General features: G+C 60.9%; 16 protein-coding genes. 3 read left to right on the top strand and 13 right to left on the bottom strand.

What is annotated here, in order from left to right:
- Positions 1 to 98: 98 nt before the first annotated feature.
- The 6 genes from ACLRDN_RS05570 to ACLRDN_RS05545 all read right to left on the bottom strand — a co-directional run bounded on the left by ACLRDN_RS05570 (position 99) and on the right by ACLRDN_RS05545 (position 5,952).
- On the bottom strand, positions 99 to 824 hold the full coding sequence (locus tag ACLRDN_RS05570) for an ABC transporter ATP-binding protein (RefSeq protein WP_034331852.1): 726 nt from the start codon (positions 822 to 824) through the stop codon (positions 99 to 101).
- 15 nt (positions 825 to 839) lie between these two features.
- Positions 840 to 1,607: an ABC transporter ATP-binding protein gene (locus ACLRDN_RS05565; protein WP_413458588.1), complete on the bottom strand. Its 768-nt coding sequence runs from the start codon at positions 1,605 to 1,607 to the stop codon at positions 840 to 842.
- Between the two features lie 15 nt (positions 1,608 to 1,622).
- A complete protein-coding gene (locus ACLRDN_RS05560) occupies positions 1,623 to 2,837 on the bottom strand; it encodes an ABC transporter permease subunit (protein ID WP_413459319.1) in 1,215 nt (404 codons plus the stop codon).
- An 86-nt stretch (positions 2,838 to 2,923) separates the two neighbouring features.
- A complete protein-coding gene (locus tag ACLRDN_RS05555; protein ID WP_034338197.1) occupies positions 2,924 to 3,853 on the bottom strand; it encodes a branched-chain amino acid ABC transporter permease in 930 nt (309 codons plus the stop codon).
- A 615-nt stretch (positions 3,854 to 4,468) separates the two neighbouring features.
- Positions 4,469 to 5,437: a 4-hydroxy-3-methylbut-2-enyl diphosphate reductase gene (gene ispH, locus ACLRDN_RS05550; RefSeq protein WP_413459318.1), complete on the bottom strand. Its 969-nt coding sequence runs from the start codon at positions 5,435 to 5,437 to the stop codon at positions 4,469 to 4,471.
- Positions 5,438 to 5,496: 59 nt separating this feature from the next.
- Positions 5,497 to 5,952 (bottom strand): FKBP-type peptidyl-prolyl cis-trans isomerase, encoded by a 456-nt coding sequence (locus ACLRDN_RS05545; RefSeq protein WP_413459317.1) that lies wholly within the window; start codon positions 5,950 to 5,952, stop codon positions 5,497 to 5,499.
- 269 nt (positions 5,953 to 6,221) lie between these two features.
- On the opposite strand from ACLRDN_RS05545, the gene radC reads away from it, so the two are divergent.
- The 3 genes from radC to rpmG all read left to right on the top strand — a co-directional run bounded on the left by radC (position 6,222) and on the right by rpmG (position 7,531).
- Positions 6,222 to 6,896 carry a RadC family protein gene (gene radC / locus ACLRDN_RS05540; protein ID WP_413460349.1) on the top strand — a complete coding sequence of 225 codons (675 nt, stop codon included), beginning with the start codon at positions 6,222 to 6,224 and terminating at the stop codon, positions 6,894 to 6,896.
- Between the two features lie 206 nt (positions 6,897 to 7,102).
- Complete coding sequence (gene rpmB / locus ACLRDN_RS05535; RefSeq protein WP_006463730.1) at positions 7,103 to 7,339, top strand: 50S ribosomal protein L28; 237 nt, start codon at positions 7,103 to 7,105, stop codon at positions 7,337 to 7,339.
- Positions 7,340 to 7,363: 24 nt separating this feature from the next.
- Positions 7,364 to 7,531 carry a 50S ribosomal protein L33 gene (rpmG, locus tag ACLRDN_RS05530; RefSeq protein WP_006463731.1) on the top strand — a complete coding sequence of 56 codons (168 nt, stop codon included), beginning with the start codon at positions 7,364 to 7,366 and terminating at the stop codon, positions 7,529 to 7,531.
- A gap of 228 nt (positions 7,532 to 7,759) precedes the next feature.
- On the opposite strand, the gene ACLRDN_RS05525 is transcribed toward rpmG, so the two are convergent.
- The 7 genes from ACLRDN_RS05525 to ACLRDN_RS05495 form a co-directional block, all read right to left on the bottom strand.
- Positions 7,760 to 8,956, bottom strand: coding sequence for a fatty acid desaturase (locus ACLRDN_RS05525; protein ID WP_413459316.1), 1,197 nt, complete (start codon positions 8,954 to 8,956; stop codon positions 7,760 to 7,762).
- Positions 8,957 to 9,038: 82 nt separating this feature from the next.
- Positions 9,039 to 10,397 carry a mechanosensitive ion channel family protein gene (locus ACLRDN_RS05520; protein ID WP_413459315.1) on the bottom strand — a complete coding sequence of 453 codons (1,359 nt, stop codon included), beginning with the start codon at positions 10,395 to 10,397 and terminating at the stop codon, positions 9,039 to 9,041.
- Positions 10,398 to 10,425: 28 nt separating this feature from the next.
- Positions 10,426 to 10,998 (bottom strand): phospholipase D family protein, encoded by a 573-nt coding sequence (locus ACLRDN_RS05515; protein WP_413459314.1) that lies wholly within the window; start codon positions 10,996 to 10,998, stop codon positions 10,426 to 10,428.
- Positions 10,995 to 12,257: an RsmB/NOP family class I SAM-dependent RNA methyltransferase gene (locus ACLRDN_RS05510; RefSeq protein WP_413459313.1), complete on the bottom strand. Its 1,263-nt coding sequence runs from the start codon at positions 12,255 to 12,257 to the stop codon at positions 10,995 to 10,997. Before ACLRDN_RS05510 ends, ACLRDN_RS05515 begins: the two co-directional genes overlap by 4 nt.
- A 66-nt stretch (positions 12,258 to 12,323) precedes the next feature.
- The gene (purN, locus tag ACLRDN_RS05505; protein ID WP_413459312.1) at positions 12,324 to 12,935 is read right to left on the bottom strand and encodes a phosphoribosylglycinamide formyltransferase; all 612 of its coding nucleotides are present in this window, start codon (positions 12,933 to 12,935) and stop codon (positions 12,324 to 12,326) included.
- A 100-nt stretch (positions 12,936 to 13,035) separates the two neighbouring features.
- On the bottom strand, positions 13,036 to 13,542 hold the full coding sequence (locus ACLRDN_RS05500) for a barstar family protein (RefSeq protein ID WP_413459311.1): 507 nt from the start codon (positions 13,540 to 13,542) through the stop codon (positions 13,036 to 13,038).
- 24 nt (positions 13,543 to 13,566) lie between these two features.
- Positions 13,567 to 13,962, bottom strand: coding sequence for a ribonuclease domain-containing protein (locus tag ACLRDN_RS05495; RefSeq protein WP_413460348.1), 396 nt, complete (start codon positions 13,960 to 13,962; stop codon positions 13,567 to 13,569).
- Positions 13,963 to 13,991 lie beyond the last annotated feature (29 nt).

Below are 13,991 nucleotides of genomic sequence, written 5' to 3'. Positions count from 1 at the left end.
CGTGTTCGGATGACGTAAAAAAAGCGCAGCCGAAGCTGCGCTTTTTTACATCGATACTTCACAAATGATTTATATCATTTACGAATTGATGGATAGCCTTATCCCTCACCCAGATAAGCCGCCTTCACCCGCGGATCATCCAGCATCTGCTGCGCCTGCCCTTCCATGGTGATCAGGCCCGACTCCATCACGTAACCACGATGCGCCGCCTGCAGTGCCAGCTTGGCGTTCTGTTCCACCAGCAGGATCGTGATCCCCTGTGCCGACACATTGCGGATCACTTCAAAGATCTTCTCCACCATGATCGGCGACAAGCCCATCGACGGCTCATCCAGCAACAGCAGCTTGGGATGGCTCATCAATGCGCGCGCCATCGCCAGCATCTGCTGTTCACCACCCGACAAGGTACCCGCCATCTGCGCCGCACGTTCCTTCAGGCGCGGGAAGACCTCGAACCAGCGGTCCACGTCAGCCTGGATCTGGCCCTTGTCATTGCTGGTGTAGGCACCCATCAACAGGTTTTCTTGGATGCTCATGCGCGTAAATACGCCACGGCCTTCGGGCACCATCGCCAGCTTGTCCTTGACCAGCTCGAAGGACTTCTTGCCCTTCAACGGATTGCCCATGTAATACACGTGACCATCGACCTTGCTGCTGGGCAGCGTGCCGGTGATGGCTTTGAGGGTGGTGGTCTTGCCGGCGCCATTGGCGCCGATCAGGGTAACCAGTTCACCGTCGTTGACTTCCAGGCTGATGCCCTTGACGGCCTTGATGCCGCCATAGGCCACGCTCAGTTGGTCGACTTTGAGAATGTTCGTTGTCATGTTCTGTGGTCTCGCTTAATGTCCTGCACCGAGGTAGGCCTCGATCACCGCCGGGTTCTTCTGCACGTCAGCCGGCACGCCTTCGGCAATCGGCTTGCCGTAGTCCAGCACCGTGATGCGATTGCACAGGCCCATCATCAGCTTCACGTCGTGTTCGATCAGCAGAATGGTTTTACCCTCGGCCTGGATTTTCACCAGCAGCTCGCGCAAGGCCAGTTTCTCGGTAGCGTTCATGCCGGCCGCCGGTTCATCCAGGGCCAGCAGTTGCGGATCGGTCGCCAGGGCGCGCGCGATTTCCAGACGGCGCTGGTCGCCATACGACAGATGGCGCGCCGTGCGCTTGGCGAACTGGCCGATGCCCACGAAGTCCAGCAGCTGCTGCGACTTGGCGCGGATCGCCGCTTCTTCCTCACGCGCCGCCTTGTGGCGGAACACGGCACCGAAAACATTTTGCTTGGTGCGCACGTGGCAACCGACCATCACGTTTTCCAGCACGGTCATTTCACCGAACAGGCGAATGTTCTGGAAGGTGCGGGCGATGCCAGCCTTGGCCACCTCGTGCGGGGCGCTCGGCGAATAAGGCTTGCCGTCCAGTTCGAAGCTGCCGGTATCGGGTTGGTACAGGCCCGTGATGACATTGAAAAACGTGGTCTTGCCGGCGCCGTTGGGGCCGATCAGGCCATAGATCTGGCCGCGCTCGATGGTGATGCCCACGCCATTCAAGGCTTGCAGGCCGCCGAAACGCTTGCTGACGTCACGGATCTTGAGCAGTGTTTGTGTCATGTTCTGTGCTCCAGATTAAGCTTTGACTTCGCCGGTGGTACCGACTTTGGTGTGGTCCACTTCGGGACGGTCTTCATGGCGCGGCGAGGGCCACAGGCCAGCCGGACGGGTCAGCATGATGATCACCATGGCCAGGCCATAGAGCAGCTGGCGCAGCACTTCCGCATCGATCCAGACCTTGCCGAAGATCGCCATCTGCAGCGGCTCCACCACGTGGCGCAGCACTTCCGGCAGCGCGGCCAGGATCACGCCACCCAGCACCACGCCCGGAATGTGGCCAATGCCGCCCAGCACCACCATGGCCAGCACGGCGATGGATTCGGTCAGGGAGAAGGATTCCGGCGAGACGAAGCCCTGGAAGGCACCGAACATGGCACCGGCCACGCCACCGAAGGACGCGCCCATGGCGAAGGCCAGCAGCTTGACGTTGCGGGTGTTGATGCCCATCGCCTTGGCGGCGATTTCATCTTCACGGATCGCCACCCAGGCACGGCCCAGGCGCGAATCCTGCAGGCGGCTCGAGAAGAAGATCACGAAGATGCACAGCACCAGGAACAGGTAGTAGTACGCGTTCACCGAGGGCAGGTTCATGCCGAAGACCTTCAGCATCGAACCCGAACCCGGTTCACCGGCCAGCGATACACCGAAGACGCGGATCGGGTCGATCAGGTTGATGCCCTGCGGACCGTTGGTGATGTTCACCGGCGCGTTCAGGTTGTTCATGAAGATACGGATGATCTCGCCGAAGCCCAGCGTCACGATGGCCAGGTAGTCACCGCGCAGCTTCAGGGTCGGCGCACCCAGCAGCGCACCGAAGAGCGCCGCCAGCACGCCCGAGATCGGCACGATCAGCCACAGCGACAAGTGGATGCCGTTCTGCACGATCTGCGGACCGCACAGCCAGACCAGGAAATTGCCGATGGCCGGATAGGTGTTGATGAAGGATTCGATCACCTGCGCGAACTGTGGCGAGGCCAGCAAACCAGCGGTGTACGCACCGATGGCATAGAAGGCGATGTAGCCCAGGTCCAGCAGGCCGGCAAAACCCACCACCACGTTCAGGCCCAGGGCCAGCATGATGTAGAGCAGCGCCATATCCATGATGCGCACCCACGAATTGCCGAAATGCTGGGCGATCATGGGGAAGATGATCATCAGCGCCAACAGCGCCAGCAGGCTGAACTGCGCCTGCCGCGGGTTGCGCTTCATGTCGAAGGTCATGAGAGCCATAGTGTTCTCTTCCGATTTTCTAAGTTCTGATTTCTAAATTTCTAAGTTTTTGTTTCTAAGTTTCAACAATGAACTAACTTAAAAACTCAGGCCCGATCCGCCACACGCTCACCCATGATCCCGGACGGGCGCAAGGTCAGCACAATGATCAGCACGATGAAGGCGAAGATGTCCTGGTAGTTGCTGCCCAGGAAGTTGCCGGTCAGGTCGCCGATGTAACCGGCACCCAGACTCTCGATCAGGCCCAGCAGGATGCCGCCCAGCATGGCGCCGTAGATGTTGCCGATACCACCCAGCACCGCGGCCGAGAAGGCCTTCAGGCCCGGCACGAAGCCCATCGCGAATTGCGCGGTGGAATAGTTGGCAGCCCACATCACACCGGCGATTGCCGCCAGTGCAGCACCGATGGCGAAGGTGACGATGATGACGCGATTGGCGTCCACGCCCATCAGACCGGCGATGCGCGGGTTCTCGGCGGTGGCGCGCATGGCGCGGCCCATCTTGGTCTTCTCCACGATCAGCACCAGGCCGATCATCGCGGCCAGGGCCAGGATCAACAGCATGATCTGGGTTGGCGAGATCAGGGCACCGGCGATGTTGACCGGGGTCGAGGGCATGATCTGCGGGAACGGCAGCGGGCTGCGGCCCCAGATCATCATGGCGAAGGTCTGCAGCAGGATCGACACGCCGATGGCGGTGATCAGCGGCGCCAGGCGCGGTGCGTTGCGCAGCGGACGGTAAGCGATGCGCTCGATCAGCAAGCTCACGATCACGCACACCGGAATGGCACCGACGATGGCGATGATCAGCTTGACGATGCCCGGCAGGTCAGGCGCGACCTGCTGCACCAATTTGAGGATCGACAGGCCGACCATGGCGCCCACCATCAGGATGTCGCCGTGGGCAAAGTTGATCAGGTTCAGCACCCCGTACACCATGGTGTAGCCCAGGGCGATCAGTGCGTACATGCTGCCTAGCACCAATCCGTTGATGATCTGCTGGATGAAAATGTCCATGAATAACTCTTCGATCTAAATGGAAACAAGAAAAACACGTGGGTCTGCACCAAAGCGGACACCGCGCGAAAGCATGTCGATTAGCAAAATCCGTTCCCGAAACCCGGGATCGCGTTATCACTCTTCATAAAAAGGGTGCATGCGTTCCTTGCGAGCATCGCTCGCGGGCAGGGGAAATGAACGGAAAATCAGCCGCTGTGGCCGCGCAAGCGGCTTGGGCTATGGGTGGCGTACGCGCTGGGCGTTCGCCTGGGAGGTCTTCGCCGGATGCACCGGAGGGCGCCGGTGGGCAGATGCGCTTGCATATGAATGTCTCCCGTCTCTGGTTGACGCCGCGTTGGCGGCGCCCTGCCCTCTTTGGCGAGGGCTAGCGCTCGGCCGCCTTTTGGGCGGTCCGTCGATAATGGTGCGGAATTATACGCAGAAGATTCCAACAATCGAGCACAAACAATCGCCTGTTACAGAAGAAAGTGCGGTAAGACCAATGAATTGTCGGCGACTTCACAACACCTGTCTCGGAAATGAAGAAGGCCTGCATCAGCAGGCCTCTTTGCGCAAACGCCGGACCAAGATTTCGTCCGAATATTCACCCTTCGTCACAGGGCTGATTCAGCCTCATGCCGATTCGGCCGAGGGCGTGCGGGCACCCAAGCCCTTGGGCAAGGGGAAGGTGACGTTTTCTTCAATACCGTCCAGCACGCGCACACTGCGGGCACCGATTTCCTTGATGCGATCGATCACGGCCTGCACCAGCACTTCCGGCGCCGAGGCACCGGCGGTGACCCCGATGCGCTGGCGGCCTTGCACCCATTGCGGGTCGATCAGGGCAGCGTTGTCGACCATGAAGGCGGGCACGCCCTTCTTCTCGGCCAGTTCGCGCAGGCGATTGGAGTTGGAGCTGTTGGGGCTGCCCACCACGATGACCACCTCCACCTGCGGGGCCATGAACTTGACGGCTTCCTGGCGATTGGTGGTGGCGTAGCAGATGTCGCCCTTCTTGGGTTCGGCAATGGCCGGGAAGCGCGCGCGCAGGGCGGCGATGATGTCGGCCGTGTCATCGACCGACAGCGTGGTCTGGGAAACATAGGCCAGCAGGTCGGGATCGGCCACCTGCAGGCGCTGCACGTCTTCCACCGTCTCCACCAGATGCATGCCGGCCTCGGTCTGGCCCATGGTGCCTTCGACCTCGGGGTGGCCGGCGTGGCCGATCATGATGATCTCGCGGCCTTCGCGGCGCATCTTGGCCACTTCCATATGCACTTTCGTGACCAGCGGGCAAGTGGCATCGAACACCGTCAGGCCACGTTCGGCCGCCTCGGCCTGGATCGCCTTGGACACGCCATGGGCCGAGAAGATGACCGTATTGCCGGCCGGCACGTCGGCCAGCTCCTCGATGAAGACCGCGCCCTTGGCCCGCAGGTCGTTGACCACGTAGGCGTTGTGCACGATTTCATGGCGCACGTAGATGGGCGCGCCAAACTGCGCCAGCGCACGTTCGACAATCTCGATGGCGCGGTCCACACCCGCACAGAAACCACGGGGCTGGGCCAGCAGGATTTCAGATTCGGCTTGTTCCATGGTCATGGTCATTTCCTTGATTCTTCAAAACATAGCGAGGGCCAACTCGCCAAATGACGAGGCTCTTACAGGATTCCGATGATTTTTACTTCGAACTTCAGCGTTTGCCCGGCCAGCGGGTGATTGAAGTCGAAAATTGCGCCATCATCATCGATCGCTCGCAGGATGCCAGCAAAGCGGCCGCCGCCGGGGGCGGCGAAGTCGACCAGGTCGCCGACACGATAATCCTCATCCATGGAGGAATTCTCTTCCAGCGTGGCGCGCGAAATGCGCTGGATCAGCTCTTCGCTGCGCTCGCCGAAAGCCTGGGCCGGGCTCAGTTCAAAGGTCTGGTGCGTGCCTTCGGGCAGGCCTAGCAGGCAGGCTTCGAGGAAAGGCGCCAGCTGGCCCTGGCCGAACTGCAGGGTGGCCGGGTTTTCGTTGAAGGTGCTGACGATGTCTTCGCCCTCCAGCGAGGCCAGGCGGTAATGCAAGGTGAGGTAGGCGTTTTCGGTGACGACGGGGACGGTTGGGCTGGACATGGCTGGAGGCGGGCTGAATACGGGCTGAAATACGGGCAGAGAACCGGCAGCAATACCGGAATCTGCACAACAGCCCGCTATTGTAAGCCACGTTGGCCCGATGCGCCGCCGCCAGCTTCATCACGGCACGCCGCAGGATGCAGCATCCTGCCTTTCCTTGCGCCGGCGCAAGCGGACTGCGGCGGTCCGGACGTTCTTTTCGGCGCGATCCTCGGGCGGGGTCGCCAGCGTTTTCCCCTCTCAAGTCAAAGGAGATTCACATCATGACCATGACCCTCTTGGATTGGCCCAAAGAACAGCGGCCACGCGAACGCTTGCTGGAGCTGGGCCCGGCCGCCCTCTCCGATGCAGAGTTACTGGCCATCTTCCTGCGCGTGGGCACGCCCGGCAAAAGCGTGATGGAGCTGGCCATGGATGTGCTGCAGCGATTCGGCTCGCTCGGGGCCCTGTGCAATGCGGTCCAGCGCGATCCTCGCCTGGGCAATGGCCTGGGCCCGGCCAAATGTGCACAGATATGGGCCTCCCTGGAACTGGCCAAACGTGCCATCAACGGCAACCTGAAGCAGGAGTCCGCGCTCAACTCCACCCGTGCCGTGGGCGAATACCTGAAGCTGATCTTCGCCGGCAAGGAACATGAATGTTTCGTCGCCGTCTTCCTGAACATGCGCAACCAGCTATTGGCTACCGAAGAAATGTTCAGAGGCTCGCTGAACCATACGACGGTCTATCCGCGTGAAGTAGTCAAGGCCGCGCTGCGCCACAATGCGGCCTCGGTCATCGTCGCCCACAATCACCCCTCGGGCGATCCGCGGCCCAGCGAGGCGGACCTGGCCCTGACCCGCACGCTCAAGCAGGCCTTGGACCTCATTGACGTCGAGTTGCTGGACCATGTCGTGGTGGCCGGGACACGCCTATACTCCTTTGCCGACCATGCCAAGGTCTGATGCCCGGCCCCGCGAATCGGCCGCAAACCCTTGCCAGGACTGGGGAGAGTAGTTCCGGGGCCGGGCTGCGGACTGAATGTTTCCGCAATTGTTAAATCACCGAGACCAACGAAGACACAATTGTTTTCTGCAAGTCATTGAAAAACCTGAGTTTTTTCCATATACTCTCGTTTTTCCCAAATTCGGAAATTTTTAAGGAGTCTCACATGGCACGTGTCTGCCAAGTCACCGGGAAGGGGCCGATGGTCGGCAACAACGTTTCCCATGCAAACAACAAGACCAAGCGTCGTTTCCTGCCCAACCTGCAGAACCGCCGCATTTTCGTCGAATCCGAGAACCGCTGGGTTTCGCTGCGTTTGTCCAACGCCGGCCTGCGCGTGATCGACAAGATCGGCATCGATGCCGTTCTGGCCGATCTGCGTGCTCGTGGCGAAAAAGTCTAATTAGCAGAGTAAAGGAAATCTATCATGGCGAAATCCGGCCGCGACAAAATCAAACTGGAGTCGACCGCAGGTACTGGTCACTTCTACACCACCACCAAGAACAAGCGTACTACGCCCGAAAAGATCAGCATCATGAAGTTCGATCCCAAGGCACGCAAGCACGTGGAATACAAGGAAACCAAGATCAAGTAATTGATCCCGGTCTCACTATGAAAAACCCGCAGAACACTCTGCGGGTTTTTTATTGCCTGTGGTTGCTTGCCTGGGCCGGCATGGATTGCCACCGATGCGCGCAGGCCGAGCCGTCCGGGAAGAAAACTTCATGAGCCCCGTTCGGGCGCCCAAAGAAAAATCCCCGCAGATCACTCTGCGGGGATTTTTTATTCATCTCCCGGTTTCAACCGGGTCAGCCAGCGAAGATCAGGCGTAGCTGCGCAGGCGCAGGGCGAAGTCACGCAGGGCCTTCACGCCAGAGGCTTCGGCGCGGGTGCACCAGTCCTGCAGTTGCTGCAGCAGCTGTTCGCGGGTCGAGTGCGAACGCTCCCAGATGGCGCTCAGTTCGATGCGCATCTCATGCATGGTCTGCAGAGCCTTGCTGTGGGCAAACAGTTCCGACAGTTGCTGCTTCTGGCCATCTTCCAGACGGGCCGGCTCACGTTGCAACAGCTTCTTGGAGGACTTCAGGAAGCGCGATTCCAGCTGCGCCTTCTCGATCAGGTGATCCAGCTCATCCTTCCAGGCGCTCTTGAGCGAGCGGGCGTACTTGGCGGTGACGTCGTAGCGGTTGGCGATCACGGATTGCAGGGTATCGAAGTCGATCACCGATTTCTGGCTGTCGAACTTGGGCACCGGCGCCACCTTCTTGACCTTGGCCAGGCCGAAGGTCTCCAGGATGCGAATGTACATCCAGCCGATGTCGAATTCGTACCACTTGGCCGAGAACTTGGCCGAGGTGCCGAAGGTGTGGTGATTGTTGTGCATTTCCTCGCCGCCGATGATGATGCCGATCGGGAACAGGTTGGTCGCTGCATCGTTGCAATCGTAGTTGCGATAGCCCCAGAAGTGGCCCAGACCATTGACCACGCCAGCCGCCCAGAACGGGATCCAGGCCATCTGCACGGCCCACACGGTCAGGCCGATGGCGCCGAAGAGCAGCACGTCGATGATCAGCATGATGCCCACACCCTGCCAGCCGTACTTGCTGTAGATGTTGTGCTCAATCCAGTCATCCGGGGTACCGTGACCGAACTTCTCCATGGTCTCGGCGTTCTTGGATTCAACGCGGTACAGCTCGGCACCCTGCCACATCACCTTGTTGATGCCGCGGGTCTGCGGGCTGTGCGGATCTTCTTCGGTCTCGCACTTGGCGTGGTGCTTGCGGTGGATGGCGGCCCATTCCTTGGTCACCATGCCGGTGGTCATCCACAGCCAGAGACGGAAGAAGTGGCTGGGGATCGCGTGCAATTCGAGCGCGCGATGCGCCTGGCAACGATGCAGGTAGAGAGTCACGCCCACGATGGTGATGTGGGTCATCACCAGTGTGTAAATGACAATCTGCCAACCGGACGCGTGCAGCAAGCCGTTGGCAACAAAGTCGAGGATCGCATCAAGGGTCATCAGTACAACTCCAAATAGAAAACAACTATCGGACTACAAAACAGGATTATTACTTGTTCCGTGAAAATGGTTTTATTTTCTTTTAATTGCCGGGCATTGTACGCGAATTCTGCGACTCTGGGCCATCAGGAATTTCCTGGCGCGTACTTTGGCGGAAGCTGCGCTCATCCATGATCCGGATGTCGCGCTTGGGATGGGCCACCTGGATGCCGTGTTGCTTGAAGGCAGCCCAGATGGCGCGATTGACGTCGGACAACACATTGAGCCGTCCATTTTCGGGGTCGGTGATCCAGAATCCCAGTTCCAGCTCCAGCCCGTCGGCGCCGATCTTGATCAGCAAAGCTTGCGGGGCGGTCTGCTGGGAGACCCGCTGTACCCCAAGTGCGGCCTGTTCCATGATGGACAAGACCGTTTCCACATCGTCCTGGTACAGAATTGTAAGCTGTGTAGCCAAACGTACAATGCGATGGGTCAAGGAATAGTTTTGTACCGGATTGGAGACAAAAAGTTCATTGGGCAACACCGATTCGATCCCGTCCAGCCCTTCGAGGATGGTGTAGCGGGTATTGATCTGGGTGACCTTGCCGAAGTATTTCTCCACAGCCACCATGTCGCCGATCACCATGCTGCGCTCCAGCAGGATCACGAAGCCGGAGACATAGCTGCTGGCAATCTTCTGCAAGCCCAGGCCGATACCCACGCCCAGCGCGCCACCGAAGACTGATAGCACCGTGAGGTCAATGCCGACCAGCGACAGGCTGACCAAAAAAGCGATCAGGATCAGCAAGGCCCGCATCATGCGCGCCACCACGGTGCGCAGCGAGGAATGCATGCCGCTGAACTTCATCAGGCGGTTTTCCACCACCGTTCCTATCCACAGGGCAATGATGAGCGTGACCAGCACCGAGGCGGCACCTTGCAACATCGTCAACAAGGACACCTTGTGGCGCGCCAGCGGGAAGGTCGTGGTATCCAGATAGTCGACGAAATCCGGCCACAAGCCGGTAATCCACAGCACCACGCACAGCCAGACCAGCAGCGCGATGACCTTTTCCGACAGGTGCAGCAGTGCACCGACGGTCGCATCCTTCACGAAGATGCCGCGCAATACGTAGAAAACGAAACGCATCGCCACCTGGGCGATGGTCAGGGGAAACATGATTTCCCAGAGCGTGACGGCATGGTGGCCGCGCTTGAGGATGTAATAGGCACCCGTGAGCAGGCCCAGGGCCAGCAGCGGCGAGAGCACGCGGGCGAAGCTCTTGACGCCGATCTGCATCACCAGCGACTGCTCCTCGCCATCGGCCGGCAGCACGAAGCGCGCGCGCAGCCAGCGCGAGAGGCCGATGCCGCCCAGCAGGCAGAGTGCAATGACCACCAGCTGGCGCAGCAGGTCGACGGTGCTGATATCGGTGAAGAGGGAAAGGAAATGATCGGTCATGGCTGGCCGGGTGAAGAATCAGGGCAAATCAGGGTGCCGCCTGGGCATCCTGGCGGTGGCGCTGCCAGTTGCTGGCGTAGCGTGCAGCCAGTGGCGGGTTCTTGCCGAGGATGAGCACGTTCTCGGCATTCTTGTGCTGGGCCGACCAGGTGAAGTTGTAGCTGCCCGTGATGACGGTGGCCGTCGGCAAGGCTGCATCGATGATGATGACCTTGTTGTGGGCATTGCGGTAATCGGTTTCCAGCCAGACCGGAATGCCGGCCGCGCGCAGCTGGCGCAGGCGGTCTTCGGAATTCTTGTCGAGCTGGCCGGCATCCATCAGCACGCGCACGTCGATGCCGCGCTTGCGGGCGGCCACCAGTGCCTCGGTAATCGGACGGCTGGTGAGCAGATAGGCTTGCATCAGGATCTGGCGCTGGGCGGCGTGAAGCTGGCCGACAATCAACGCCTCAATGTCATCCCAGGGTGCAAAGGCGGTTTGCACCGTGCCCTGCGCTGCCATCACCGGCGGTGGCGGCAGCGCCTCCCCGGCCTGCAGGCCGGGAGCGGCCGCTGCCATCAGGCTGGCGGCCAGGCAAGGCAGCAAGCGCCGGCGCATCATGCAGCGGCGCGGCGCTCCAGGACGGCCGCGAAGAAACCGTCAGTCTGGTGCTGGTGCGGCAGCAGTTTCAGGTAGTCGCCGGTATCCAGCGCAATCTTCTGCTCGGCCAGCACTTCGCTCATGGGACGCAGCGTGAAGTCGGGGTGCGAGGCCAGGAATTCGGCGATGACTTCATCGTTCTCTTCTTCCAGGAAGCTGCAGGTGCCGTACACCAGGCGACCGCCCGGACGCACCAGGCGCGCGGCACTGGCGAGAATCGAGCCTTGCTTGGCGCGCATCTCGGTAAGCGTTTCCACGCTCTGGCGCCACTTCATGTCGGGATTGCGGCGCAGGGTGCCCAGGCCGCTGCACGGTGCATCCACCAGCACGCGATCGAGCTTGCCAGCCAGGCGCTTGACCTTGGCGTCGTTCTCGTGGGCGATCACCACCGGATGCACGTTGGACAGGCCACTGCGCGCCAGGCGGGGTTTCAGCTTGGCCAGGCGCTTTTCGGACACGTCGAAGGCATACAGGCGGCCGGTATTGCGCATCAGCGCGCCCAGTGCCAGGGTCTTGCCACCGGCACCGGCACAGAAGTCGACCACCATCTCGCCGCGCTTGGCACCGACGATCTGGGCCAGCAGCTGGCTGCCTTCATCCTGCACTTCGATGGCACCGTCCTTGAACAGCGGCAGGTTCTGCAGGGCCGGCTTCTTGAACACGCGCAGGCCCAACGGGGAATACGGGGTCGGTTCGCAGGCCACCGGGGCCTTGGCCAGTTCGGCGATGACGGTATCGCGGTCAGCCTTCAAGGCATTGACGCGCAGGTCCAGCGGTGCCGGACGGTTCATGGCATCGGCCAGTTGCAGGGTGGCTTCCTCGCCCATGCGGGCGACCAGCTTTTCCCACAGCCAGGGCGGCAGGTTGCTGCGCATCTGGGGGGCCAGCTGGGTGCGGTCGATCTGGGCCACGCGCTCCAGCCACTCGGCTTCGCCTTCCTGCAGGCCGGCGATGGATTCGGCACCGACCGCATCGGCCAGGCCCAGCAGGGCCAGGCGGCGCATCATCGGGCCACTGCCCGATTCGGCGAAGTTGGTCAGGACCGTCTTGTTGCGCAGCAGGCCGTAGACCGCTTCAGCGATCACGCCGCGCTCACGGCTGCCCAGTCGCGGATTGTCGCGGAAGTAGCGCGACAGGGTGACGTCGGCCGGGCCGGTGAAGCGCAGCACTTCGCGCAGCAGTTCTTCGGTATGGGGAATGATCGCGGGAGGCAATCTCATGCTAGGTCCTTCAGATTCAATTCAATTCAAGATAAGGGTTGCGCGGCGGCCTCTGGCCGTCTGCGCTCAGGCTTCGGCGGCCAGGCGCACGCGGCTACCGTCCAGTGCCAGGCGGCCTTGCACGAACCAGCGCACGGCGCGCGGATAGATCACATGTTCCTGTTCCAGGACACGCTCGGCGAGCGTCTCCTCGCTGTCCTCTTCCAGCACCGGCACGGCGGCCTGGGCCACGATGGGGCCGTGGTCAAGGTCGGGCGTGACGAAATGCACGGTCGCGCCGTGCAGCTTCACGCCGGCCGCCAGTGCCTGGCGGTGCGTCGCCAGCCCCGGGAAACTGGGCAACAGCGACGGGTGGATATTGAGCATGCGGCCCTGGTAATGATTGACGAACGGCGCCGTCAGGATCCGCATGAAGCCGGCCAGCACCACCAGGTCCGGCGCGAACGCGTCGATCTGCTCGCGCAGGGCGGCATCGAACTGGTCGCGCGTGGGATAGTCGCGGTTGGCCACGACGGCCGTGGCGATGCCGTGGCTGGCGGCGAATTCGAGGCCGCTGGCGTCGGCGCGGTTGCTGATGACGGCGGCGATTCGGGCAGGCCACCGCTCGGCCTGTGCAGCACGGACGATGGCTTCCATATTGCTGCCTCGTCCGGAAATCAGGATGACAATGCTTCTCATGGTGTGCGCATTGTACCTGCTGACGGCCCCTCCGCCGCCGGTTTTCACGATGTGAAAGGTCCGGCGTGGCGTAAAAGGTTTATCAAAATGTGAAGAAAATTTACTGGAAGGAATAGAAAACGCGGAACGGCACCTTCTTCTCAGCCCAGTAATCGGCCGCATCGCGGAACACATCGAGCAAGGTCTCACGCGCTTCCTTGTCGAATTTCTGGGTGTTGGGCAGTTGTTCCAGCACCACGACGAAACCGATCTGCTTGCCGGCCTTGTGGGTCAGGTCGGTCAGGCAGTCATGCAGGGCATCGAAGTTCTTGCCGAAGTGCCGGGGAAACTGGAAGGCGGTGGCGATGGTGGTCAGCACCTGCTGCTTGGTCACGGCCTCGGCGCAATAGGCATAGAGAAAATGCTGCTGCAGGTGCGCGGCCTCCTGCTGCAGCTCGGTCACGCGGAAAGCGCGGATCGACTGCACGATATTGGGCGGCACCGTTTTGAACAAACTCATTTTCCCTTCAGTATCCATAGGCGAGGCTGTGTGGCTGTCGTGGTTGTCGTAATTGTCGTGATGGTGATGGCTGGCCTGCTGTTTCGCTCGCTGCAACAGGACTCGCACGCCCTGCCCTGCTCCCGGAAGCGATCAGTCGCGTATCCGGCGGAAGGTCTTGTAATGATCGCTGGTGTAATAGTATTCGCCGGAAGAGGCCGGCTCTCCCCCGCTGACGATACGACGGGCCCCGCGATTGCGGGCGCGCGGCGTCTTGACCGTGTATTCGCGATAATACCCGCGCTTTTGCTTGGGCAAAACCCCTTCATAGTTGCCGAAGACGGCACCATCCTTTTCATATGGAAAAGGTCCGCCCTGACGGATCAGGGCCATGGTCTGCTGGGCTTCGCGCGGCAGCTGGTCAAGATTGACCTCGGGCAAGTTGCCCGGCACCGGCCCCTTGGCCTGCACCGGCGCGGCCAGCATCAGGGCCGTCAGCAGCACCAGCCAGTAACGGGCGAAGAAGGAAGAAATGAAGCGGGCTCGCATCTGCATCGTCTGCATTGATTCTGTTAATT

Source organism: Herbaspirillum huttiense (assembly GCF_047300815.1).
In the GTDB taxonomy this organism is placed as follows: Bacteria; Pseudomonadota; Gammaproteobacteria; order Burkholderiales; family Burkholderiaceae_D; genus Herbaspirillum; species Herbaspirillum huttiense_A.
The sequence above is the reverse complement of the archived record's forward strand: the minus strand, read 5'-3'. Positions and strand labels throughout refer to the sequence as shown.